Here is a 23,837-nt window from a genome sequence, read left to right as displayed (position 1 = left end):
AAAGTATGTACTGGAAAACTTATAAACCCGTGGCCAGTTTTACTTGACCACTACACTTCCTCAAGAAGGTTACGCTCCACGGCTACGCCAACACCCGCACTGACGAGTTTGTCGACATCGCCATCGAGAACTTCCTGAAAGAGTCTGGCGAACTGCGCCCGGAAGGCTTGCTGCCCAAACTGGCGTTCTTCGCCGCAACAGTTGAAGAGCTGACCGAAGAGCTGAAACCTGCTGTGGAGCGAGCGCTTCTCAAACACGGCATCCCGACCTCGCGTATTCTGATCAACGTGGGTGACAGCAAGATTACCACTAACGATGACATCCGCGAATTTAACCGGCTCGACACCGAAGGATCGGAAAAGCAGTTCATCCTGCTGGTCAACAAGGGCCGGGAAGGCTGGAACTGCCGCTCGCTGTTTGGCGTTGGACTATTTCGTTCGCCTAAATCGAAGGTATTCGTACTTCAAGCCACCATGCGCTGTCTAAGGGCTATCGGGCAGGCTCAGCACACTGGTAATGTCTTCCTCTCCGAGGACAACCTCAACACCCTGAACGACGAGCTGCAGCAGAACTTCCGCATCAGCGCGGACGAGCTGCAGAAAACCGGCAAGGACAAGGAGCGCGTGGAGGTGCGCGTGGTTGAGCCGCCGGTCAAGATCAAGCTAGTGCGTGTGCGAAAGCAATACGAGATACGCGAAAAGCAGTTGTTGACGGGGCAAGCGTTGATGCCCGAGCGAGCGGATGCGCAGAAGTGGGGCGAACTGGTCGAGAAATACCGTCTGATCGAAACTCAGCAGGATGGTTTGACCGCCGTCGACGCGGCACTCGCTTCCGGCAGCCGCACCTTTGATCTCACATCGCGCCGGAAGAAGCGAACCTTCTCACAACTATCGCTTGTGGCCGAGGTATCCCGCTATCTGAACCGGTGTCCGCTGGAGATCGAGGAACTGCTAGCCAAGACGAAAGAGGGTTCCGACGAGCTGGTGGCCATCACCAATGAGTTCAACGAGCTTCTCTACGACGAAATCATACCGCGCCTGTTCCGCCAGCTCTACGACTTGGACGAATCGCAGCAAACCGAGGAGCACGAGGTCGATCTGATTAAGCTGCCCCCGAACGGCTACTACGAGATGTCGGCGGCGAAGGATAAGATCGTTCGGATGCACGACGAGAAGATCAACGATGAAGAGCGCGCCAAGAGCTTCCACCTCGACACCTACTGCTTCGACTCCGGCTCGGAGAACTGGCTATTCTGGGATCTGCTACGCGAGAAGCGTGTCAAAAAGCTCTACTTCACCGGAATGCTGACACACGGCCAGTCCGATTTCTTCATACAGTACATCGACCCCGATTCACGGACTGTGCGCAGCTACTACCCTGACTTCATTTTTCAACGTGAAGAAGCAGATGGCAGCCTGAAGTACGTTATCGTCGAGGTGAAGGCCGACAACCAGATCGAGGACGCTGTTGTACAGGCCAAGAAGGACTTTGCCCAGCAAATCGCGGTGGCAAGCGGGATGGAGTACCGTATCCTGAAATCATCGGATGCCGACAAGAGGCAATTTAGAGTATTACTCTAGAAATTGAATATCAGAACTTGCGTAAACCTTTCCCTAGACTGGGGAGCCTCATAGCTCCCCCGCCAACGCAATTGCCCGAAACGTTACTATCATTACGCCTCTAGGCTTCCTTCAAGAGGCTTTCAGTATTCACCTCGTCCGCAAGATTTGTTACGGGTATCAGAGCAGGACGCTCAATATGGAGCGAGGCAAAGTCAAATAGACTAGTGTCGGCAAGCTGAGAGGGCTTAACCGTCTGAAGACTGCGGAAAATATTAACCACACGATCCGGGTCTTGTGCGTCCCACTCTTCCAACATTGTTTTGGCTGCTTGGCGCTTTAAGCCTTCTTGGGAACCACACAAATTGCAGGGTATTATCGGATAGGCTCGATCCCTAGCAACCTTTTCGATATCTTTTTCACGACAATATGCAAGAGGACGGATAATGATATTCCGCTTGTCGTCGCTCAACAATTTTGGCGGCATAGCTGATAATTTAGCCTGAAAAAACATATTGAGAAACATTGTCTCAACAATGTCGTCCATGTGATGACCCAGAGCAATTTTTGTTGCCCCGATCTCTTCCGAAAAACCGTAAAGGCTGCCCCTTCTCAGGCGACTACAGAGCGCACAAGTTGTCTTTCCCTCTGGAACTTTCGCTTTGACGATAGAATAGGTATCTTTTTCCAGAATAAAGTATGGGATATTGTTTTCTTCCAAATATCTTGGAAGCACATCCTCAGGGAAGCCTGGTTGTTTTTGATCCATATTTACAGCAACAACCTCAAATTTTACTTTTGCGACTCGCTGTAAGTGCAGCAGTGCATCTAGCATTAAAAATGAGTCTTTCCCCCCACTTATCGCCGCCATAATTTTATCGCCATCCTCTATCATTTGATAATCTGAAACGGCTCTCCCTACCAAACGATATATCTTTTTAAGGCGTTTTCCAGCGTTTGTCATACTTTCGGTCTCACATTAAGTTCTTCAGGTCTTTCCTTTACGAGATCTCGAAGGTCAAGATTCGGAATAGCGGTTGCGTTGGCAAAAATACGATCAATCATTCGTAATTGTTGGGCGTTCTTTTCTTCCAAATCGCGAACTTCCTTTTCGAGGCGTGCTATGCGCTCCTGGGCATTAATATCTGACCGAGTGATGCTAGCCACAACCTCAGGAGTAACGCCGCGAAGGTCGCTTTTTCGGTTCGAATAAGCAGTGTAAATTCCTCTATAGGTACAAAGCGTTTGGCGTGTTGTTTTGATCTCCAGTTCAAGCTCAATCGCCTTCGCAAGCAGTTTCCAAGTCAGTTTGCCTTTCCAGTTGGAAATCAGTCGCTCGATACGCCGCTGGTCTTGCGCTGAGATGCTGGGTAGCGCCATTTACTCTGTCTCCGCAAGGCTGTATTTGGCCATTAATTCCTTCAAATCTCTATTGGAGCGAGGCTCGTCTGTAGCCTTTTCTTGTCTTGCAAGAGCGTTCTGCAAATCCTTATGGGAATCCGTAAGCTTGGCCAAAACTTGTGTAAGTTTCTTGGACTTAGCATCGAGGAGATTGAACTGTCGAGCTTTTTCACTGAAAGAGATCACAGTGCCGACTGGCATATCTTTCATTAGCTGGACGAGCTGAGCTAGGACTTGTGTATTAAAGTTATGGAGAACGAACCACTCCTGCATTGCACGTGAGGCACCGAGGCGATTATCATTTTTAACCGCCTCCAGGCGCCGGTGCTGGAATTGACAGTCCTTTTCGAGTGTATCGATAGCGTCACCATCTCCAGCTACATGGCAGGCATTCGGACACATGAAGCAACTCGATACAAAATCGTTCAGGTATTCGCACGGAATCACAACCAGATTCTGAGTGCAAAGACCCGTCGAAGTAACACTTGCGGGCAAGTTAAATTCCCGCGCAATTTCGTTGCTTGAGACCCAGCGAATCGGTTGGGTGGTTTCGGTCGCCTTTTTCTGAACGCCCGCCACTCTTGAACTGCGCTCAGCATGGCTGGTATGAATGTACTCGTATGTTTGCTCGCGACTTTTGCGACCCGACCAAGCTGTCAAGACTTCGTTGGGAATACCGCTTTTGTCGGCAATGGTATTCGTATAGTGACGGAGTTGATGTAGATTCAGAAAGTAGTTAGAACTGAAACCGTGACGTAGGAAAATATCACCACTTTTACCAAGCCCCCAACTAGCCATCGTTGAAAGAGAGCGCGGGGTCAGTATATGGTAGTATCCCTGCTGGCCTGGCACGCCTCCCCTTTTTCTATTAGCGCCGTTCTTAAAGAACTGATGACCTAAAACACAGAAGAGTGCAACGTCCATTTTGACGCTATTCAAATCACCAGTAGAAAAACCTGCAGGGAAGCTGGGGAATGCCTCTCTCTGCAAATCACGCACTACTTTCTCAAGCTGTCCAATAGAAATTAAACGATTCTGATTTGGGTCAAACCTCGGAGCCTGAGAAAAACTAAAATTGACTCCCAACAAACGCTCAATACCGGGTCGTTTTGCCAATCTCATCGCGTTTGATGAAATTTCATCCTCTATCTGCAGTTCGAATATGTACTTGGACTTCCAGCAGCTCTTGCGTGTGGCTAGTTTTATCGGTCTGCTTCTTTCGTACGGTGCCCCCTGATCTTCAGCGTCATGAATAAATACATGAACTTCTGTATCAACGTCATAGAAACCTAATGCGTAACCTAAAGTGAAAAGATGAGGTTTACGATTCAGGTCTATACGCACTTTTCTTTCCGGGTCGATTGGAAACCCTTTTAGTAGCTGCCCAAGTGTTTGGTCTGGCCGAGAGTAATAGGAAGCTACGATTCGACCTGGCTGACAGGCTTTTGAGAAGTAGTTTATCCCTTTCTCAACATGACCGCTAAGTGCCGAAAGAATATGGGTTCGATTGTCTTGATAGCCTTTGCTACCCGGCCAATCAAGATAAAAAACATCTGCTCGACCATCCTCTGAATAACTTTGGAGCTTCTGATTGACAAGAAGTGGCACTTCAGCCCCGGCTCGATTCGGTGATGCGCAGCAAAGCAAAACAATAAATGTAGTCAATGCATCTCGAAAACAGCCTTGTCCGGCATTTCCTTGTTTGAGACTGGTGATTGTTTTTGCATATATGTTCCCAGCAGCTCTTATGACCTCCTCATTGGCCATTTTCTCTCTGCGGGTGGCTTCGACACTGTGACCCGTCCGATCACGTTTATCCCTGATATTACGACGAACCTGATCGGATGCACGAGGCATCAGCCCTTGTCGCTCACAGAACTCAAGGAATACCACCATCCGATCAAGCCTAGTCTCCCCGAAACATTCGATGATCGTTGATCCTGTTTGTGTATGGAGGTTACCCTGCATGTTTGTGAGTAAGTATCGCGCCGCTCCGATACGTGCCTGTATCTCCGAGGCGAAAACAGAGGCATTAAACGCCTCAATCACGAAAACCTTCAACAAGTCTCCGTATGGCTCTGGCAATGCGTATTTAGGGGCTGAACCTGCCGATCCAGATCCTCTTGTGCCGTGCCTTCCGGTTAAAATCCGAGTTCTCTTGCCATTGTTTGGATCAATGTAAAACCAGACAAGATTATCGAAAGTTGCCAATTGGCCATCTAGGTTTTGGAACTGCTTGAAGGGCGCTTCATCCTTGTACTTTTGAATTAGTGCATGAGTACGGACAAGGTACTTATTCAACGCCACGTCGTACCTCCAGCACTTGATTACACACGTCTATCGTTCGCTTGATCCACGCGACCTGTTTTGTAAGCTTCTCCACACTGAGCTTTTCGACGGGCGAAAGTAGCTTTTTGCTATTGGCTGCCAGCTTCTGTTCAGCCAGCTCAAGCACTCCGGCGTGATCAGCTTCCAGAATTGGTCGAAAGTTGTTGCACCCGTAGCAGCCAATCGGTCGCCCGGTAACAGCCGAGCAAGAGTTGCAACTTTGCTTATCTCTTATGCCGCCGACGCTGTTGAACTGATGATCGAGGACCTCCGCATCTTTGCCTGAGACTCTCTCCAGTGGATCGCTGAATACAGCAGCTAAAAACTCCGATCCATCATAGAGTTCGTCGATCATCCGACGCGATCGGTAGTCAAGGTCAATGTAATGCCGAGCCGCGGGCTCAGTAACTCCTGTGATCTTTGCTAACGTCGCTGCGGTGTAGCCCGCCTGTGCGCCCCGAGTCAGCACTGTATGCCGAATTCTGTTCGACGTCACTGTGCAATCCTTCGTCCGGCTGGATTCAGCTGCAACGTATCTCATGCTCATCGCTATTGCAGATTCGTTGACATGAAATCCACGAGACTCTTGAGTAAACAGCGACCTCAAGCTCTCAATCGAGCCAATATTTTCATTGAACAAGCCAGTTAACGGGAACATCGGCATATGAGGCAAAAAATCACGCGTCTCTTCATGGGTGACCGGACAACCGCTATTTTTCAGCCAGAGCTGGACACCATGCATATAGAGCCGTTTGTAACTGGCGATTAGCTCTGAGCTTTGCGCGTTGAGAGCAACCGGGAACCTCTCTGGTGCCGTCCTCCACGATCTGCCGCTAGCCTTTGCATGAAAAAACCTTATCTGGAGTTGGTCGATGCCAATATTTCCAACTTCCTGGGATGGGTCGATTCGTTGGTCTTCAAACCCACTGCCTACTGGAATCACATCTATCCATTTGAGCATCGACAATTGTATGGGGCGACGAACAGTGATTGCCGCTAGTTTATTACTAATGGAACGGCAAATTTGGCTGAAGGATTGTGATTGGAAAAATTCGAGCGAGCGGTCTGCATTCCAGTCAATCGACTGGAGGCGCAGGTTCAAAGCGGCGCAAAAGCTATCAAACTCTTGGTGACTTAGCGCACCTCTTTTCGAATCAAATGTGAGTGTTTTTTCCTTGTCCAAGTTGGCTTTCGTGAATCCGTGGTAATCGTTGTATTGCTTGTATCCAAGTTTGCAAAGCGTGCCAAAGAATTGGTTAAGCCCCTTCTTATGAGACACCGGAAGGCCGCTCCACAGCGACCTCAACTTAATCAACGGTGGGATTCCTGATGATAGGTATAGTTTGGTATTAGATACAATTGTTGAGGTCGTACCGGCAGCCTTCGACGTCGCGTAGTGCGAATAGACCGTTAGCATGTCGCTTCTGTCTTCATCCGAAATAGCCGTATTCCAGACCCAGCTCATATCAAACTTCCAACCTTTACTGGTCGTCGCGAGCAGCTGCCAAGAATCGGCGGTTACGTCAACTTTAAGGCCGCTTTGAGCGGTAATTGTGTTTGGCTCATGCGACCGCATTGCCTGTTGCAACAGGGCATTCATTTCGCACCATCCACACGATCTTGGTGGGACTGCATGATTTTCCGAACTTTCTGATAGGTTCTTCGATCGTTGTATATGTCCGACATTGCCGAGTTAGCGGACCACCCCATTGCGTACTTTCTGGCATCTTCAACCTGTTGTGATGTGAAGTTCTGATGATCGCTATTGTCATCAAAAAGGTCGTTCCACATGTGCCGCATCAAATGTGGGTGTACGCGGTAACCAAGCACCTTTGAAAGCGTGAAGAACACTTCATTGATTGATTTCGCAGCAAGAGGCTGTCCTTTTGTGCCCTTCGCATTGCTGTTACTTACAAAGACAAAGTCGTTCTCGGCTGATCCGCATATCAGTTTCCGGTCACTTTCTATGTAGAACAAAAGGGCATCCATGACCGTGGGGTTCAGCGCCGCGAGGTGAGCTTTGGTTTTTTGGTTCGGTCTTTCCAACCGTGGGTCCGATACGTCATCGCGCTCTGGATAAATCCAAAGCGCCGCACCGGAGCTGTCAGAGCGTAGATCCGATATCTTTAACTTTGCCAGTGCGCCTCGCCGAATACCCGTGTCGAGAAGTAATGTGACGACCAGGTAGTTCCGCAATCGGTTACGTTGGGTGAATGGGTTGTTAGGGGACGATGGTCGAATGATCTCAATTAACTTGCAAAAGACGTCTGGCGGAATCGCATCTTTAGTTGGGTGTCGATTCACATGCGCCTCAACGACATTCAATGAACGCTCATCTTGGAGCATCTTCATTGTTAATTTCTCGAAATTGCGTTCGAGCTTCTCACCGACGGAAAGTGGATCATGGAATTGCTCAAACAACCACGTTATATAGCTTCGAAGCCGGTTCAGTCGTCCACGCTGAGTCTCGCTGGAGACCTTGCTGGCGACAAAGTTGTTTGACGCCATGATATTCCTGAACGTTTTGCTCTCAGCGTGGGACAAGAGCGGAACCACCTTTGAGTCAAGGTCGATATCAGAGCTCAAGGCACACTGCGTATGAAAATCCGAATACTCAGCCATGCTAATCAGGTCGCCGGAGGCTATTCGGCCAGTCAGATCAATGCCCTTTCGATCAAAGTACTTGAGGATGAATAGCAGATCTCTGCCGTAACGGTGCTGTGTGCTATTTGCGTATGAACTGAGCGTATTGAGATATGCCGAAACGTACGGCTCGAACGGGCATGAATGTCCATTAACGATGGCGAAGAAGGTCTTCTTATTCCATTTGTAACGCTTCAAGGTCGCATCAAGCATTCTTGACAAATCGCACCGGGCAATAATTTTTATACGACTGTATGCTGAAGCTTACATTTTGTCAAAAATAATCAATCAACAGTGAGGGTCAACTACAAACGGAGAAAAGAGAAAAGAGAAAAACTAGGTAATACCAACAAGATTAGCATGTCGTGACAGATGCAATAACCCTAGCAGCACAGTTGGCAGCTCTCAGCCAATGTTTACAAGATATTTACCGGACATAATTTCCCACCTGACAGACAGACCATGACGCGATCGCCGTCTTCAATCATGCGATAGTCTTCAATCGCCTGACCGGTATGACGCCGCAGACGCTTTTGCAGCTTGTTGAATTCAAGCTTGGGCATTGCCTGATTGTCGGAAGCGGGAAACATATCGCCTAACTGCCTATCGTCGGGATTACGGAAGCGCCGCATTATATAGAGTTGACCAAATCTCAGCCAGCGACGGTAAAAAATCCGGCAAATCCTGCTGAAAGCGACGCCCTGACTGGTAATCCGGCGCCCAGCTGTCTATCATTAGCGCGCCAAAATCTGCTGGCATGAGGTGTTATCTACACGGCCAGACCCCGGCACGGGTGCATGCCGGATTGTGTAATCCACATCCGGTCGCACCCGCTCACAAAGGCTTACACCAAACAATCACCAGAAAGGGAACGCTCCATGAAACAACCCGTTCGTGTCACCGTTACCGGTGCAGCAGGCCAGATCGGCTACGCACTGCTTTTCCGCATCGCCTCAGGCGCCATGCTGGGCGACGACCAGCCCGTCATTCTGCAACTGCTGGACATTACTCCTGCTCTGGACGCGCTTGAAGGCGTCAAGATGGAACTTGAAGACTGTGCCTTCCCACTGCTGAGCGGCGTGGTATGCACTGACGACCCGAACGTCGGCTTCAAAGACGCCGATTACGCCCTGCTGGTTGGCGCGCGCCCCCGTGGTCCCGGCATGGAGCGTAAAGACTTGCTGGAAGCCAATGCGGCAATCTTCTCCGTTCAAGGTAAAGCCATTGACGAGAACGCCAGCAAAAACATCAAAGTCCTGGTCGTTGGCAACCCCGCTAACACTAACGCTCTGATCACTCAGCGCAACGCGCCGTCAATCAGCCCCCGCAACTTCACTGCGATGACTCGTCTGGACCACAACCGTGCCATGACACAAATCGCGCAGAAGACCGGCAAAACGGTTAACGACGTGACCAACATGACTATCTGGGGTAACCACTCAGCGACCCAGTACCCTGACCTGTTCAATGCCAAAGTCGACGGCAAAACAGCGTCAGACCTGGTTGACCAGGACTGGCTGGAAAATGACTTTATCCCGACCGTGCAACAGCGCGGCGCCGCCATCATTAAAGCCCGCGGCGCGTCTTCTGCCGCCTCTGCAGCCAACGCGGCGATCGACCATGTACGCAGCTGGGCGCTGGGCACTGACGGCGACGACTGGGTATCTATGGGCGTATACAGCGATGGCAGCTACGGCATTCAGGAAGGCCTGATCTACTCCTTCCCCTGCCGCTGCAAAGATGGCGAGTGGGAAATTGTGCAAGGCGTTGACGTTAACGACTTCAGCCGCTCCAAAATGGAAGCCACTGAGCAAGAACTGGCGGAAGAGCGCGACGGCGTTAAGCACCTGCTGCCGTAAGTACTATTTTTCGTACTATCTTGCTATAGCAAAAAGGCGACCTCAGGGTCGCCTTTTTTATTGCCCGTCTGTTGCGCGTGACAGCAAACCGTCAGTTGTTTTCCTCTGCAAACAAGGCCTGCGCACTCAAGCCGTTGCTTTCAAACATACCACGCAGACTTTTCAGTGCCTCGACCTGAATTTGCCTCACGCGCTCACGGGTAAGCCCGATCTCGCGCCCGACCTCTTCCAGCGTCGAGGGTTCGTGCCCGCGCAGACCAAAGCGCCGCAATACCACCTCGCACTGCTTCTCTGTCAGCTCATCCAGCCAATGGTCAATACAGTCAGAGATATCTTCGTTTTGAAGGATCTCGCTGGGATTCAGCGCCTGATTATCGGCAATGGTATCAAGCAAAACTTGATCAGAATCCTGAGCAAGGGGCACATCGACGGACCCTACCCGCTCTTTCAGGCTGCACAGACGCTTGGCCTCGGCTACAGGCCGGTCTAGCTCTCGAGCCATTTCCTCAGGAGAAGGCATGTGGTCGAGTTTCTGACTCAGCTCGCGCTCGGCGCGCAAATAACTGTTCAGCTCTTTGACCACATGTATCGGCAAACGAATGGTGCGGGTCTGATTCATAATTGCCCGCTCAATGGTCTGGCGAATCCACCACGTCGCATAGGTAGAAAAACGAAAGCCTCGCTCTGGATCAAATTTTTCAACCGCTCGAATCAGGCCGAGGTTCCCCTCTTCCACCAGATCCAACAGAGTCAGCCCGCGATTGAGATAGCGTCGGGCGATTTTCACCACCAAGCGCAAGTTGCTCTCAATCATACGCTTGCGTCCCGCCTCGTCACCCTTGCGCGCCAGACGAGCAAAGTGGACCTCTTCTTCAGCAGTTAATAGCGGAGAGTAGCCAATTTCGTTTAGGTACAGCTGGGTTACATCCAGCTCGGTTTGATGCCGACTGCGCTTCAGTCGACTGATTCCGGGTTCCACGCCTTCCTTTGCGTCGATATCTGTGCCCGCGAGAGGTTTTACGGAACGCTGTTTCTGCTTGTTCGATTGATCTAACCGCATCGTCGAATCCTTATCACTAGGTTTGTTATTTTTTTCGACTTTGGCGGGCCTGCCCTGCTTGCGCTCCGGCAATCAACGCCGAGGCAATAATTTAAGCGGGTCCACCGGTTTTCCGTTTACTCGAACTTCAAAATGTAATTTCGCCGAGTCAGTGCCGCTGTCGCCCAATTCGGCGATCGTCTGACCCGCTTTGACTTGCTCTCCCTCTTTGACCAATAAACGTCGATTATGCCCGTAGGCACTCAAGTAACGCTCGGAGTGTTTCAGTATCAGCAGATTGCCGTAGCCCACCAGCCCACTGCCTGCATACACCACCACTCCACTGCGCGATGCTTTTACAGGCTCACCCATTTTGCCTTTGATATCAATACCCTTGTGGGCCTGACCAGAGGCAACGAAACGCCTAACCAGCGGACCGTGTACTGGCCAGCGCCAGGATTCGCTACTGAAGGCGGGAGTGGTCGGCTTAGGCTTGGGTTTGGGCACAGTCGGAACGGGTGCCTTGGCAACATTGGCAGAAGGTTTTGCTGACGGAGTCGTCACAGCCTTTGCGAGCGACGCCGGTTTCGGCTTCGCAGCCACCGATGCCGAGCTCTCTTTCAGCTCAATGACCTGACCCGGAAAAATGGTATAGGGCGGTGCGATATTGTTAGCGTTCGCTAACCGCTTAACGTCGAAACCGTAGCGCCAAGCTATAGAAAACAGCGTATCGCCGCGGCTGACAACGTAGTATGGAGGCGCCTTCTCGGCAGGGTTATAACGGTCATAGACAGGCGCAGGACGATGAGGCCCGGCACAGCCAACCAAGGCAGCCAGGAGCACGAGGAGCCAGGCTCTGTGTCCGAACGGCTTCACGTGGTGCGCACCTGCACGCGTTAAAACTCCCTTTCTGGATGAATGGACGTCGCGGAGACTCCTTGCATCACGACGTAGGCCGAACTGTCACCGCTTATTGATTACTTTATGTACTTTACAGACTAACCGTTTAGATAAAAATAATCTTAAAAAATCAGCAAATATCGACTAATCACGACGGGCTACCGTCTCAATGAACAGTACCAGCACAAAGCCAACGACCATCAAGCCCAGACAAAACAGCCACTGTGGGTCAGCCTGAGCAGCGTAGTCTCCCGGCAGTACATTATGCCAATCAAGGCTGTGCTCATCGCCGAGCAACTGCCCGCTTCCGGTCAGCTTCCAAGGCCAGATAATGGACAACGACCCGAGCAGCACCCCGGTCAACACCGCCAACAAGGGGCCGCGATGTTGATGCATCAGGTAGCTGAGTAACCGAACAAAGGCCATCAGCCCTGTCGCACAACCCAGCATGAACAGCGCAATCATCCCCATATCCAGTGATTTAATCGCCTGAATGACCGGCTCGTACATGCCGAGCAGCAGCAGAATAAAACTGCCTGAAATACCCGGTAAAATCATCGCGCAAATTGCCAGCGCACCCGCGCCAAAAACGGTCAACGCATTGACGGGCATTTCACCCGGTCTGACGACGGAAATCAGCAAGGCAAAGCCCACTCCTGCGAGCAAATACAGCCAGGCCCCTCGCGCATGAGGAATCTGCCGGTAAACCAGCAGCGCCGACGCCAGAATCAAACCAAAGAAAAAGGATGCCATCAGCAGCGGATGGTGGTGCAGCGCCCAGGAAATCCCACGCGCCAGAGACAATACGCTCAAACCAATCCCCAACAAGAGGCTGAGCAGGAAACCACCGTTCACGTATTGCCAAGCGGCCGCTGGGCCGTTGCTGAACAGCAATTTCAGCGCTGCGAGGTTGCAGGCCTTCAGGCTATCGATCAGCTGATCATAGATGCCGGTGATGAATGCGATGGTGCCGCCAGACACGCCGGGGACAATATCTGCCGCCCCCATTGCCACGCCCCGCAGGAAAATACCGCCGCGCAAACCACCTGAACTCTTGTTCTGCGAATCAGGCAACGACACCACCTACCATCGGCACAAACATAACCGGCTCAATACACTGTTCGTCAAAACCGTCTTCGTGCCGGTCGTAAACATACAGACTCTGCTGCTGTCCCTGTTTGCCGACGGGGATCACCAGGCGGCCTCCCACGGCCAACTGGTCCAGCAACTCCTGAGGCACCACTTCCGGCGCCGCCGCTGACAGGATCGCATCGAACGGTCCACGTTGAGGCCAGCCCATGCCGCCATCAGCGTGACGCAGATGTACATTGTGCAATTTAAGATGACGCAGACGCTGTCGGGCTTTCTCCTGAAGTGGCCGGATACGCTCAACACTGAACACCCGGTCCACCAGCTGCGCAAGTATGGCCGTTTGGTAGCCCGACCCAGTGCCCACCTCCAACACGCGTTCACGCGGCCCAAGCGCAAGCAACAACTCCGTCATGCGAGCGACAATATAAGGTTGGGAGAGGGTTTGCTGAAAGCCGATGGGCAGCGCGCTGTCTTCGTAGGCGCGGTGAGAAAGAGCTTCGTCGAGGAAGATATGTCGGGGCGTCGCGCGAATGATGTCAAGCACCTTGCTATCGCTAATACCCTGCGAACGCAGCCGCTCAATCAGGCGGTCCCGGGTGCGCTGGGAGGTCATCCCAATGCCCTGAAGATTAATGCTACTCACCTATGCTCTTCTCTACGTTATGGCCTTCAGGCGTTAATCAATTCTCGCACAAGCGCCGTGGCGAAACAGCCCCTCGGAAGTGTGAATAACAGCCTTAGCATCTGCGGCTCTTCCCACTCCCAAATAAGGTCGCCGGGCACCACTCGCAAACTGCGGCGCTCCATTTTCATTCCGTGTCTGCGCAAGCCATCGCAAAGTTCAGGCTCTGCCGCAAATACCTGTGATTCCAATTCAGCCACGTCAGCGTCAACCCGGTGGCGCCCCTCGCTTCCGTACAACGGTCCGCTTGGATGAATATCCCCCGCCTGCATACGCCGACGAATCTCGTCGTCCACTTCAGCGGCAAAAACGCTGCCGCTGTCACGCAAGCTGAACAGTTCGCCATCCAATGGCTGCTGCCAATTCCCCTGCGCAATTCGCCGAGCCAGGACCGTATTGAACAGATAGGCCCTCGCCGACGACAGATAAATACCCCGTTGAAAACGGCCCGGCCTGAGCTCTCCTGCCAGCCAGCGGCGACAGGCGTCCACGTTGTCACCTGCTCGGCCAAAGCGCTGCTCACCGAAGTAATTAGGGAAGCCACCGCGCAACTGTTCAAGACGCTTTTCTATGTCGGCCGTATCACCACGAATATCCCGCAGACGTAATTCAAAGCGGTTAGCCCGGTGGCTGCCAATACGTAATTTCTGGCGATGCCGTCCGAATCGCAAAACCTGCCAGCCGCCTTCGTCTCCCTGTTCGGCCACTCCCGACCAATCGCGCCCCTGCTTGCCCGGCAAATGAATACAGAACCACTGCTGCGTTACCGCCTGACGGTCCTTTAAACCCGAATAGGTGACCGCTTTCGCTGGCACGCCGGCGATGGTCGCCAAGCGTTTGGCTACATATTCAGTGCTGTCACCACGCTTTTGTACCCACAGCCAATCAAACTCACCATCGTGACTGAAGTCGACCTCAAAGCACTCTTCAACGCTGAAGTCCTCGGGACTCTGCTTCAGTATGCCATCGGCGTCAACGCCACCCAGTGCGCGAGGCCAGTCAGGCAGCATGGTCGATACGCTCCAGCAGAACAACGGCATCGACGGCGATCCCTTCCTGGCGACCGACAAAACCCAATTTTTCGGTTGTTGTCGCCTTCACGCTGACCTGTGTCAGGTCGACCTGCAATATTCCCGCCAGCCGTTCACGCATCGCAACAATATAGGGAGAGAGTTTTGGCGCCTGCGCGGCGATGGTGAGGTCCGCATTCGCTAACTGATAACCCGCTTCGCGCAGCAAGTCATAACATCGCGCCAATAATACTGCGCTATCTGCCCCTTTGTAGGCCGAATCAGTATCGGGAAAGTGCTTGCCGATGTCCCCCAGCGCCAAGGCACCGAGCAGGGCGTCACACAGGGCGTGAATCGCCACATCGCCATCAGAATGGGCCAGCAACGCATGGCTATGGGGAATGCGGACACCACAGAGCACGATGCTGTCGCCCTCACCAAAACGGTGGACATCATAGCCGTGGCCGATACGCATATTGCTCATGACCTGTCCTCATTGTCCGATGCCCCGTCGCGCTGCTGCAGAAAAAACGCCGCCAGCGGCAGGTCTTCCGGGTAGGTAATTTTGATATTGCGGGCACTGCCATTCACCAACGACACTTCGCCACCGCAGTGTTCGATGGCCGACGCCTCGTCCGTGACCAGCAAGCCCTGTTGACGGCAATGCTGCAAAGCATCAAGCAATTGCCGATAGCGAAAGATCTGGGGCGTCAGAGCCCGCCAAAGGTCTCGCCGATCTACGGTGGTAATGGCGTTTTCTGCTCGATGCTTTAGCGTATCCACCACTGGCGTCGCCAACAGCCCGCCGCACCCGGTATTCAAGGTGGCATCCAACAGGCGCAGCAAATCCTCTTCACTCAGGCAGGGGCGCGCCGCATCGTGTACCAGTACCCAGTCGTCGTCGCCCGCCTGACCAGCTAATGCCAACAGCGCCTGTTCGACGGAATCCGCACGGCTGCTGCCACCTTCAACCGTCCTCACCCTGGGGAGCCTGCTGCACGATAACGCAGCAAACTCACTGTCTTCTGGGTGCAGTGCAACCAGTACCTGACGAACACGGTCGTCGCTGAGTACACGATCAATACTGTGCTCCAGCACCGTGCGATCATTGAGGGGGAGATATTGCTTGGGGCGCGACGCGCCAAACCGGCTGCCGAGGCCTGCGGCGGGGATAATGGCCCAGATGGCGGGAGAACAGCTCACGGCCTTACTCTTCAATGATCAGGTAGAAGCTTTCGCCTTCCTTGATCATGCCCATGTCATTACGCGCACGTTCCTCAATACTGTCGAGATCGTGCTTCAAACTGTAGACCTCTCCCAGCAAGCGCTCATTACGATTGCGCAGCTCGGCGTTGAGGGAAGTCTGTGTCGCGATGTCCCGGCGCAGACTGACGATCTGTTCCCAACTGCCACTACCCACCCACAGCCGGAACTGCAGAGCAACCAGCATGACAAGGAGCAAAATCAACAGGCGGCGACGGGTCATTGTGCGTCCTGAATTAACAAGGGGCAGACGATGCTGCCCCTTTATCACCTTGCTGTTCAGGCACGGAACTCGTCGCGACCGCGGTAAGCGGCGCCCAGCTCGGCCTCAATACGCAGCAGGCGGTTGTATTTGGCAACGCGGTCTGAACGACACAGCGAACCGGTTTTAATCTGACCGGCAGATGTTGCCACGGCCAGGTCGGCGATGGTGGTGTCTTCGGTCTCACCGCTACGGTGAGAAATCACCGCCGTGTAGCCAGCATCTTTGGCCATTTTGATCGCGTCCAGCGTCTCGCTCAACGAGCCGATCTGATTGAACTTGATCAGAATCGAATTGGCGATATTGTTGTCGATACCGCGCTTCAGGATTGCAGTATTGGTCACGAACAGGTCGTCGCCCACCAACTGTACACGGTCACCAACCAGTTCGGTCAGGGCCGCCCAGCCGTCCCAGTCGCTCTCGTCCATACCATCTTCAATCGAGATGATCGGGTAGCGCTGAGCCAGGCCATCCAGATAGGCGGCAAAGCCCGCCGCATCAAATTCTTTGCCTTCACCGCTGAGCTTGTATTTGCCGTCTTTGTAAAACTCTGACGACGCGCAGTCCAGCGCCAGCGTCACGTCTTCACCCAGCTTGTAACCCGCATTGGCAACCGCTTCAGCAATCACTTCCAGTGCCGCTTCATTGGAAGGCAGATTGGGCGCAAAACCGCCCTCATCCCCGACCGCCGTGTTCAGGCCGCGACCTACCAAAACCTTTTTCAGCGAGTGGAAAATCTCCGCACCGACTCGCAGCGCTTCTGCAAAGGTTTCTGCAGCAACCGGCTGAATCATGAACTCTTGGATGTCCACGTTATTGTCGGCGTGCTCACCACCGTTGAGAATATTCATCATTGGCACGGGCATGGTGTACTGGCCTTCAGTGCCGTTGATTTGTGCAATGCGCTGATACAGGGGAATACCCTTCTCATTGGCGACAGCTTTCGCCGCTGCCAGAGAAACCGCCAGAATGGCATTGGCGCCGAACTTGGCCTTGTTCTCAGTGCCGTCGGCGTCGATCATGGCCTGATCGAGGGCACGCTGGTCTTCCGCATCCATGCCGATCAACAGATCGCGGATAGATGTGTTGACGTTGGCAACCGCCTGAGTGACGCCCTTGCCCAAGTAGCGGGATTTATCGCCATCGCGCAGCTCCAGTGCTTCGCGTGAACCTGTCGATGCGCCCGAGGGTGCACAGGCGGTGCCCACAGCGCCGGAAGCCAGTACCACATCGGCCTCTACGGTTGGGTTGCCGCGTGAATCCAGCACCTCAAAGGCTTTAATATCGACGATTTCTGCCATGTCTCATCTCCTAAGTCAGTTCCCCGCAGCCTGCGGCGCCGGGGCGGCATGTCTGTTTATAGTGTTAACGAATATCCAAGGGCGGCAGCGATTTAATCAGATCGTCTACGGCCTTCATCTGCGCGAGGAACGGCTTCAAGGCTGACAGCGGCAATGCGCTGGGTCCGTCGCAAAGTGCTTTATCCGGATCGGGATGCGCCTCGAGGAACAAGCCCGCCAATCCCTGTGTCATTCCCGCGCGACCAAGCTCGGCAACCTGATGACGCCGGCCGCCTGAAGCCGCCCCCATGGGATCGCGGCATTGCAGGGCGTGGGTCACGTCGAAAATCAGAGGCGCCCCGCCGCTGACTTCACGCATGGTGCGAAAGCCCAGCATATCGACAACCAGATTGTCGTAGCCGAAATTGCTGCCGCGTTCGCAAAGCATCACCTGCTCATTACCGCACTCAGCAAATTTCTCGACAATATTTTTCATTTGCGCCGGACTGAGAAACTGGGGTTTCTTGACGTTGATCACAGCGCCGGTGGCCGCCATCGCCGCCACCAGGTCAGTCTGGCGTGCCAGAAAGGCGGGAAGCTGGATCACATCGCAAACTTCCGCTACGGGGCCTGCCTGGTGAACTTCGTGAACGTCGGTAATCACCGGAACATTAAAGGTCTGTTTGATTTCCTGAAAAATCTTCAGCCCTTCTTCCATGCCCGGGCCGCGGTAAGAATGGATTGATGAACGATTGGCCTTATCAAAAGACGCCTTGAACACGTAGGGAATACCCAGCTCGGCACACACCTCGACATAGCTTTCCGCAACCTGCATCGCCAGGTCACGCGATTCCAGTACATTCATGCCACCAAAGAGGACAAAGGGCAGATCGTTGCCTACTTTCAGGCCCGCCACGTCGAGATGTTTATTCTGCATGTTTTCCTCCACAGACACTGCACAGCAGCGCCTGATTGTTATTGTGTCGGCGCTGCCAGACGATCAGGCCTGCTGGTGTTGCAGTGCGGCCTTAATGAATCCGGTAAACAGCGGGTGGCCATCGCGCGGCGTTGACGTGAACTCCGGGTGGAACTGACAGGCGACAAACCAGGGGTGGTTTTCCACCTCAACCACCTCAACCAGGCTCTTGTCTGCCGACCAGCCGCCAATGCGCAGGCCTTTCTCTTGTAGTTCGGCCACGTAGCGATTATTCACCTCGTAACGGTGACGGTGACGCTCGGTAATCTGGTCAGCACCATAAATATCACGGGCCAGCGAGCCTTCACTCAAATGACAGAGCTGGGCACCCAGACGCATCGTGCCGCCGAGATCTGATGCGGCATCACGCTGCTCAGTGGCTCCCTCAGCGGTCACCCATTCAGTAATCAAGCCGACCACCGGGTGCTCGCTACTCTCGGTGAACTCGCTGCTGTTGGCATCGCTGAGACCCAATACATTACGGGCAAATTCGATAACCGCTACCTGCATCCCCAGGCAAATCCCCAAATAGGGAATGTTATTTTCTCGGGCATGTTGAACCGTCCGAATCTTGCCTTCCACCCCGCGGTTGCCAAAACCACCGGGCACCAGAATGCCGTCGACACCATCCAAAACGCCAACACCATCAGTCTCGATAGTTTCCGAGTCGATATAGCGCACGTGAACTTTAGTGTGAGTATGAATACCCGCGTGTTTAAGCGCTTCATTCAGCGACTTATAGGCGTCCAGCAGCTCCATGTACTTGCCGACCATGGCGATGGTCAACTCGCGATCCTGATTCAGATCGCCGTCGATAACCGGATCCCACTCAGACAGGTCAGCGGGCGGACAATCCAATCCAAAGCGCTCGACAATCAACTCGTCCAGCCCCTCTCCCGCCAGCAGCGAAGGAATGCGATAGATGGAATCCACATCGCGCAGGGGAATAACTGCGCGGGATTCCACATTGGTGAACAGCGCAATTTTCTGGCGGCTGCTCATATCAATTTCATGATCAGAGCGGCACAACAGTACATCGGGTTGCAGGCCGATAGAGCGCAGCTCTTTTACCGAGTGCTGAGTCGGTTTGGTTTTGGTTTCGCCTGCGGTGGCAATATAGGGCACTAAGGTCAGATGCATAAGCATGGCGCGCTTGGCACCCAGCTCCACCTTCAGTTGGCGAGCGGCTTCGAAGAACGGCAGCCCTTCGATGTCGCCCACAGTACCGCCAATTTCGACAATCGCGACATCGGCATCACCCGCGCCAGCAATCACCCGGCGCTTGATTTCATCAGTAACGTGGGGAATAACCTGTACGGTGCCCCCCAGATAATCACCGCGACGTTCCTTGCGCAGCACAGTCTCGTATACACGACCGGTGGTGAAGTTGTTGCGCTTATTCATTTTGGCACGCACAAAACGCTCGTAGTGCCCCAGATCCAGGTCTGTCTCAGCGCCGTCCTCGGTCACAAACACCTCACCGTGCTGGAAGGGGCTCATGGTGCCTGGGTCGACGTTGATATAGGGGTCGAGCTTGAGCAGGGTCACCTTCAGGCCACGCGCTTCGAGGATGGCCCCCAGGGAGGCCGAGGCGATGCCCTTGCCAAGAGAAGAAACAACGCCGCCAGTGACGAATATAAAACGCGCCATGTAATGCCTATATATCGAGCTGATGAGGGTGCAGGGCGGCAAAACGTCGAGTTTCACGGCCCCTGTAAGATGGGGGCTCAGTTTACCAGCATGACCGGAGCGAGACAATGAAATTAGCCCTCTGAGCCACGCGGCAGCTCTGTTATACTGCGCGCCTAATTGCTTGCACATTCAAGGTCTTAGTTCTATGCAACCCATGCTGAATATCGCCCTGCGCGCCGCGCGCAAGGCCGGTGATCTGGTCGCCCGCGCCTCGGAGCAACTGGATCGCGTTAAAATCGAGTCCAAGGGCGAAAACGATTTCGTCACGGAAATCGACCGCAAATCCGAGCAGGAAATCATCTACCACCTGCAAAAGGCCTACCCTGACCACGGCTTTCTCGGCGAGGAAACCGGCCAAAGTGGCAATGCCGACAGCGAATACCAATGGGTAATCGACCCGATCGACGGCACCACTAACTTTGTTCGCGGCATCCCTCACTTCTGCATTTCCATCGCCTGCCTTCACCAGGGCCAAATCGAGCATGCGGTCGTGCTGGACCCTATCCGTCGAGAAGAATTCACCGCCAGTCGCGGCCGGGGTGCCCAACTTAATGGCCGCCGGGTACGCGTTACCATGGCAAGCAGCCTAGAAGGCACGCTAATTGGCACGGGCATCCCCTTTAAATCCCGCAGCGAACAGCACATTTCCGCTTATATGAAGAGCCTTGAAGCCGTTGCGCGCGAGACCGCGGGGATTCGTCGCGCGGGCTCTGCCGCGCTGGATCTGGCTTATGTTGCCGCCGGTCGCCTGGACGGCTTCTGGGAAATCGGTCTGAGCAAATGGGATATCGCGGCGGGCGTGCTGCTGGTTCGCGAAGCGGGTGGCCTGATCAGCGACTTCCAGGGTGGCGGCAGCTACCTTGAAAGCGGCAATATTGTGGCGGCCAATCCCAAATGCCTGAAGAGCCTGCTGCAAGCCGTAAAACCTCAGCTGGATCATATCCGCTGACATTGGCGCTCGAACTGAAATAAAAAAAGGCGTCCAGTTCGGACGCCTTTTTTATGCCGGGAAGAAAGAGAAACAATCAGGGCAGATCGTCCATTTCTGCCGCTTCTTTCTCTGGCACAATCAAATCTTCCGCAGAAATCTTCATCGCAACCAGCAGACTTGCCACCACAAAGATGGACGAGTAGGTGCCCACACCGATACCGACCAATAGCGCGAGTGCAAAACTGTGGATCATCTCACCGCCAACCAGCGCCAGCGCCACCAGCACCATCAATGTCGTGCCTGAGGTAATCAAGGTTCGGCTCAAGGTGTCCGTCAGCGAGATATTAATGATGTCTTCAGGACTGTAACCACGCATTCCCCGCAGATTCTCACGAATACGGTCTGCAACCACAATGGAGTCGTTCAACGAGTAACCGATTACCGCCAGAATGGCAGCCAGCACCGTCAGATCAAAATCCCAGCCCACCAGGGCAAACGCGCCGAGCGTAATGATGACATCGTGGGCCAGCGCCAAAACCGACCCAAACGCAAACTTCACCTGAAAGCGCATGGCGACGTAAATCAGCACCACCACCAACGCCATCAATACAGCCAGACCGCCCTGCTCGCGAAGTTCTTCGCCGACCTGCGGCCCCACAAATTCAATGCGGCGCAATTCGACATCACCGGCACTGCCCGCGCGCAGCACCGACAGCACCTTGTCACCCAGTTCCGGGCTCAGGCCTTGGGGCAGGCGGACCAGCACATCGGTATCGGCACCAAAGTTAACGACAATGGCATTTTCGAAACCTTCATCGGCCAGCGAATCGCGCACCTCCTGAAGCACCGGCGACTCTTCGTAAATCACTTCAATCAGGGTGCCACCGGTAAAATCCAGACCGAAGTTAAGCCCCTTGACCGACAGAATCAGAATGGATGCGACCACTGCAAGGGCTGACACAACAGCCGCCAGCTTGCGCACGCTCATAAAGCGAATAAATTTCTTTTCCTCTGACATTGGCGCGCCCTCCTTATATCGACAATTTGCTGACACGGCGGCGACCGTAAATCAGATTAACCAATGCCCGCGTGCCCATAATGGCCGTGAACATTGAGGTGATAATCCCCAGCGACAGGGTAACTGCGAAGCCGCGCACCGGGCCGGTGCCCACTGCATAGAGAATCACCGCCACCAGCAAGGTGGTGATATTCGCATCCATGATCGTGACAAAGGCTCGGCCATAACCGGAGTTGATAGCGTGCTGAGGCGAGGCCCCCTCGGCGATTTCCTCTCGTATTCGCGAGAAAATCAGCACATTGGCATCAACCGCCATCCCCACTGTCAATACGATACCGGCGATACCCGGCAAGGTCAGCGTGGCACCCAACAGCGACATGGCGCCGACCAGCAAGACAATATTGAAGCCTAGCGCCATGACCGCAATCACACCGAATACGCGGTAGTAAACGAGCATGAACAAGGCCACCGCCGCCAAACCGATCTGCACCGAGAGCAAGCCTTTGGCAATGTTTTCCGCCCCCAACGAAGGCCCGACGGTGCGCTCCTCGACAAAGTCGATGGGCGCTGCCAGAGCACCGGCACGCAGCAGCAGCGCCAGCTCGTTGGACTCGCCCGGCGCATCGAGCCCGGTAATACGGAACTGCACGCCCAGCGCGTCACGAATAGTGGCCAGGCTGATAATCTTCTTCTCGTCGTAGGGAACGCGAATCACCTGCTCCTGGCCATTCTCGTCCATTTCATAGCGAGTGCGGCTCTTACGCTCGATAAACAAAACACCCAGACGACGATTGATATTGTGACGCGTCACCCGGTGCATCATGGTGCCGCCCTCGCTGTCGAGGGTGATATTCACCTGCGGACGACCGTTCTCGTCAAAACTGGCCTGGGCATTGGCAACCCGCTCACCGGTAATCACCACTTCCCGCTCCAACCAGGCCGTGGGCTCACCGCGCTGAGGGTTACGGAAGGAAAACTGTTCACGATCTCCCGCATCAGCGTCGTAGCGGGCTTCAAGACGAAATTCCAGGTTAGCGGTTTTACCCAGAATCCGCTTGGCTTCTGCGGTGTCCTGAATACCCGGCAATTCCACCACAATACGGTTGCGCCCCTGACGCTGAACCAGCGGCTCAGAAACCCCCAGCTCGTTGACCCGGTTGCGCAGTGTCGTCAGGTTCTGACCTACCGCATAGTCTTCAATTTCCTTGCGTTTGGTTTCCGACAGAATCGCCTGCAAATAAAAGGTTTCATCGTCGCTGCTCTCACTGCGCTGAGCAGTAAGCTCGGTGTAATTGCTGCGAATCACCGAAAGCGCCTCATCGCGCGCCTCTTCACTGCCGAACTTGCCACTGATCACACCGTCACTGTTCAGATTGACAAAGCCTCGTATACGCTCTTCCCGCAGCGCTTTTTTAATGCCGGTCGTGTAGTGCTCAAGACGGGTCTGGATCGCCGAATCGGTATCCACCTCCAGCAGGAAGTGCACGCCGCCACTGAGGTCAAGGCCGAGCTTCATCGCATCGGCACCCAGCGAGCTGAGCCAGTCGGGGGTGTTTGAGGCCATATTCAGGGCTACGACATAGCCATCGCCCAGCGCCCGCTGAATCACTTTCTGTGCGCGCAACTGATCGTCGCTGTGAGCCAGCCGGACGAGGCCGTTCTTGCCATCACTGCTGGCCTCGGCACCGAAGTAATCAATATTGGCCGCTGATAGTGCCTCGGAAATCGTCTCGACTTGCCGACTGCTGATTTCCGTACCGCTGCTGGCACCGGAAATCTGTACAGCCGGATCAGGGCGATACAGATTGGGCGCTGCATACAGCAGGCCTATCCCCAGTACGGCCAGAATCAGCAGGTTCTTCCATAGGGGGTATTTGTTGAGCATCAGTAACCACCAAAACC

Annotated in this window: 21 protein-coding genes and 1 pseudogene; 3 read left to right on the top strand and 19 right to left on the bottom strand. The window is 53.8% G+C overall.

Annotation, left to right across the window (positions count from 1 at the left end; genetic code table 11):
* The first annotated feature begins 167 nt into the window (after positions 1-167).
* The gene (locus AC5DB9_RS11480; protein ID WP_205618954.1) at positions 168-1,580 is read left to right on the top strand and encodes a TnsA endonuclease N-terminal domain-containing protein; all 1,413 of its coding nucleotides are present in this window, start codon (positions 168-170) and stop codon (positions 1,578-1,580) included.
* Positions 1,581-1,680: 100 nt separating this feature from the next.
* Here AC5DB9_RS11480 and ttcA read toward each other — a convergent pair whose 3' ends face one another.
* The 6 genes and pseudogenes from ttcA to AC5DB9_RS11450 all read right to left on the bottom strand — a co-directional run.
* Complete coding sequence (ttcA, locus tag AC5DB9_RS11475) at positions 1,681-2,523, bottom strand: tRNA 2-thiocytidine(32) synthetase TtcA (protein ID WP_027875038.1); 843 nt, start codon at positions 2,521-2,523, stop codon at positions 1,681-1,683.
* Positions 2,520-2,939, bottom strand: a complete 420-nt coding sequence (locus AC5DB9_RS11470; protein WP_051171364.1) for a hypothetical protein — start codon at positions 2,937-2,939, stop codon at positions 2,520-2,522. The genes ttcA and AC5DB9_RS11470 overlap by 4 nt, the downstream gene beginning before the upstream one ends.
* A complete protein-coding gene (locus tag AC5DB9_RS11465; RefSeq protein ID WP_036257006.1) occupies positions 2,940-5,267 on the bottom strand; it encodes a hypothetical protein in 2,328 nt (775 codons plus the stop codon).
* The gene (locus AC5DB9_RS11460; RefSeq protein WP_051171363.1) at positions 5,254-6,888 is read right to left on the bottom strand and encodes a hypothetical protein; all 1,635 of its coding nucleotides are present in this window, start codon (positions 6,886-6,888) and stop codon (positions 5,254-5,256) included. The genes AC5DB9_RS11465 and AC5DB9_RS11460 overlap by 14 nt, the downstream gene beginning before the upstream one ends.
* Positions 6,885-8,144 (bottom strand): tyrosine-type recombinase/integrase, encoded by a 1,260-nt coding sequence (locus tag AC5DB9_RS11455; RefSeq protein ID WP_036257005.1) that lies wholly within the window; start codon positions 8,142-8,144, stop codon positions 6,885-6,887. Before AC5DB9_RS11455 ends, AC5DB9_RS11460 begins: the two co-directional genes overlap by 4 nt.
* Before the next feature lie 227 nt (positions 8,145-8,371).
* Positions 8,372-8,494 (bottom strand): annotated as a pseudogene (locus AC5DB9_RS11450) (tRNA 2-thiocytidine(32) synthetase TtcA); the annotation flags it as partial.
* Positions 8,495-8,809: 315 nt separating this feature from the next.
* Here AC5DB9_RS11450 and AC5DB9_RS11445 point away from each other — a divergent pair.
* Complete coding sequence (locus tag AC5DB9_RS11445) at positions 8,810-9,790, top strand: malate dehydrogenase (RefSeq protein WP_272993941.1); 981 nt, start codon at positions 8,810-8,812, stop codon at positions 9,788-9,790.
* A gap of 91 nt (positions 9,791-9,881) precedes the next feature.
* Here the strand turns inward: AC5DB9_RS11445 and rpoS are convergent, their stop codons facing one another.
* The 11 genes from rpoS to pyrG all read right to left on the bottom strand — a co-directional run bounded on the left by rpoS (position 9,882) and on the right by pyrG (position 19,944).
* Entirely contained in the window at positions 9,882-10,850 is a 969-nt protein-coding gene (gene rpoS, locus AC5DB9_RS11440; protein ID WP_022957489.1) for an RNA polymerase sigma factor RpoS, read from the bottom strand.
* A gap of 72 nt (positions 10,851-10,922) precedes the next feature.
* On the bottom strand, positions 10,923-11,705 hold the full coding sequence (locus tag AC5DB9_RS11435) for a peptidoglycan DD-metalloendopeptidase family protein (RefSeq protein ID WP_272993940.1): 783 nt from the start codon (positions 11,703-11,705) through the stop codon (positions 10,923-10,925).
* A gap of 168 nt (positions 11,706-11,873) precedes the next feature.
* Positions 11,874-12,803 carry a DUF368 domain-containing protein gene (locus AC5DB9_RS11430; RefSeq protein ID WP_272993938.1) on the bottom strand — a complete coding sequence of 310 codons (930 nt, stop codon included), beginning with the start codon at positions 12,801-12,803 and terminating at the stop codon, positions 11,874-11,876.
* A complete protein-coding gene (locus AC5DB9_RS11425) occupies positions 12,796-13,434 on the bottom strand; it encodes a protein-L-isoaspartate(D-aspartate) O-methyltransferase (protein ID WP_414711329.1) in 639 nt (212 codons plus the stop codon). Before AC5DB9_RS11425 ends, AC5DB9_RS11430 begins: the two co-directional genes overlap by 8 nt.
* Before the next feature lie 56 nt (positions 13,435-13,490).
* On the bottom strand, positions 13,491-14,543 hold the full coding sequence (gene truD / locus AC5DB9_RS11420) for a tRNA pseudouridine(13) synthase TruD (RefSeq protein WP_273034181.1): 1,053 nt from the start codon (positions 14,541-14,543) through the stop codon (positions 13,491-13,493).
* On the bottom strand, positions 14,503-14,988 hold the full coding sequence (gene ispF / locus AC5DB9_RS11415; protein ID WP_272993942.1) for a 2-C-methyl-D-erythritol 2,4-cyclodiphosphate synthase: 486 nt from the start codon (positions 14,986-14,988) through the stop codon (positions 14,503-14,505). The genes truD and ispF overlap by 41 nt, the downstream gene beginning before the upstream one ends.
* Before the next feature lie 5 nt (positions 14,989-14,993).
* Positions 14,994-15,716 carry a 2-C-methyl-D-erythritol 4-phosphate cytidylyltransferase gene (gene ispD / locus AC5DB9_RS11410; protein WP_272993933.1) on the bottom strand — a complete coding sequence of 241 codons (723 nt, stop codon included), beginning with the start codon at positions 15,714-15,716 and terminating at the stop codon, positions 14,994-14,996.
* Positions 15,717-15,720: 4 nt separating this feature from the next.
* Positions 15,721-15,999, bottom strand: coding sequence for a cell division protein FtsB (ftsB, locus tag AC5DB9_RS11405; RefSeq protein ID WP_272993930.1), 279 nt, complete (start codon positions 15,997-15,999; stop codon positions 15,721-15,723).
* Between the two features lie 56 nt (positions 16,000-16,055).
* Positions 16,056-17,339, bottom strand: coding sequence for a phosphopyruvate hydratase (gene eno, locus AC5DB9_RS11400; protein WP_022957497.1), 1,284 nt, complete (start codon positions 17,337-17,339; stop codon positions 16,056-16,058).
* Between the two features lie 64 nt (positions 17,340-17,403).
* Positions 17,404-18,255 carry a 3-deoxy-8-phosphooctulonate synthase gene (kdsA, locus tag AC5DB9_RS11395; protein ID WP_022957498.1) on the bottom strand — a complete coding sequence of 284 codons (852 nt, stop codon included), beginning with the start codon at positions 18,253-18,255 and terminating at the stop codon, positions 17,404-17,406.
* Between the two features lie 63 nt (positions 18,256-18,318).
* The gene (pyrG, locus tag AC5DB9_RS11390; protein WP_272993929.1) at positions 18,319-19,944 is read right to left on the bottom strand and encodes a CTP synthase; all 1,626 of its coding nucleotides are present in this window, start codon (positions 19,942-19,944) and stop codon (positions 18,319-18,321) included.
* A gap of 187 nt (positions 19,945-20,131) precedes the next feature.
* Here pyrG and suhB point away from each other — a divergent pair, with 187 nt between their 5' ends.
* Positions 20,132-20,935 carry an inositol-1-monophosphatase gene (suhB, locus tag AC5DB9_RS11385; protein ID WP_022957500.1) on the top strand — a complete coding sequence of 268 codons (804 nt, stop codon included), beginning with the start codon at positions 20,132-20,134 and terminating at the stop codon, positions 20,933-20,935.
* Positions 20,936-21,011: 76 nt separating this feature from the next.
* On the opposite strand, the gene secF is transcribed toward suhB, so the two are convergent.
* Positions 21,012-21,935: a protein translocase subunit SecF gene (gene secF / locus AC5DB9_RS11380; protein WP_022957501.1), complete on the bottom strand. Its 924-nt coding sequence runs from the start codon at positions 21,933-21,935 to the stop codon at positions 21,012-21,014.
* A 13-nt stretch (positions 21,936-21,948) separates the two neighbouring features.
* A complete protein-coding gene (gene secD, locus AC5DB9_RS11375) occupies positions 21,949-23,820 on the bottom strand; it encodes a protein translocase subunit SecD (RefSeq protein WP_273009621.1) in 1,872 nt (623 codons plus the stop codon).
* Positions 23,821-23,837: the final 17 nt, after the last annotated feature.

It is taken from the genome of Spongiibacter sp. (genome assembly GCF_984394615.1).
This window is presented reverse-complemented; position numbering and strand designations above follow the sequence as displayed.

What these genes read in the sequence shown, in the direction of transcription:
- ttcA (WP_027875038.1), bottom strand. Translation starts at nt 2,523, where the DNA reads ATGACAAACGCTGGAAAACGCCTTAAAAAGATATATCGTTTGGTAGGG.
- AC5DB9_RS11470 (WP_051171364.1), bottom strand. Translation starts at nt 2,939, where the DNA reads ATGGCGCTACCCAGCATCTCAGCGCAAGACCAGCGGCGTATCGAGCGA.
- AC5DB9_RS11460 (WP_051171363.1), bottom strand. Translation starts at nt 6,888, where the DNA reads ATGAATGCCCTGTTGCAACAGGCAATGCGGTCGCATGAGCCAAACACA.
- AC5DB9_RS11455 (WP_036257005.1), bottom strand. Translation starts at nt 8,144, where the DNA reads ATGCTTGATGCGACCTTGAAGCGTTACAAATGGAATAAGAAGACCTTC.
- AC5DB9_RS11445 (WP_272993941.1), top strand. Translation starts at nt 8,810, where the DNA reads ATGAAACAACCCGTTCGTGTCACCGTTACCGGTGCAGCAGGCCAGATC.
- rpoS (WP_022957489.1), bottom strand. Translation starts at nt 10,850, where the DNA reads ATGCGGTTAGATCAATCGAACAAGCAGAAACAGCGTTCCGTAAAACCT.
- AC5DB9_RS11425 (WP_414711329.1), bottom strand. Translation starts at nt 13,434, where the DNA reads ATGACCTCCCAGCGCACCCGGGACCGCCTGATTGAGCGGCTGCGTTCG.
- truD (WP_273034181.1), bottom strand. Translation starts at nt 14,543, where the DNA reads ATGCCGTTGTTCTGCTGGAGCGTATCGACCATGCTGCCTGACTGGCCT.
- ispF (WP_272993942.1), bottom strand. Translation starts at nt 14,988, where the DNA reads ATGCGTATCGGCCACGGCTATGATGTCCACCGTTTTGGTGAGGGCGAC.
- ftsB (WP_272993930.1), bottom strand. Translation starts at nt 15,999, where the DNA reads ATGACCCGTCGCCGCCTGTTGATTTTGCTCCTTGTCATGCTGGTTGCT.
- eno (WP_022957497.1), bottom strand. Translation starts at nt 17,339, where the DNA reads ATGGCAGAAATCGTCGATATTAAAGCCTTTGAGGTGCTGGATTCACGC.
- kdsA (WP_022957498.1), bottom strand. Translation starts at nt 18,255, where the DNA reads ATGCAGAATAAACATCTCGACGTGGCGGGCCTGAAAGTAGGCAACGAT.
- pyrG (WP_272993929.1), bottom strand. Translation starts at nt 19,944, where the DNA reads ATGGCGCGTTTTATATTCGTCACTGGCGGCGTTGTTTCTTCTCTTGGC.
- suhB (WP_022957500.1), top strand. Translation starts at nt 20,132, where the DNA reads ATGCAACCCATGCTGAATATCGCCCTGCGCGCCGCGCGCAAGGCCGGT.
- secF (WP_022957501.1), bottom strand. Translation starts at nt 21,935, where the DNA reads ATGTCAGAGGAAAAGAAATTTATTCGCTTTATGAGCGTGCGCAAGCTG.
- secD (WP_273009621.1), bottom strand. Translation starts at nt 23,820, where the DNA reads ATGCTCAACAAATACCCCCTATGGAAGAACCTGCTGATTCTGGCCGTA.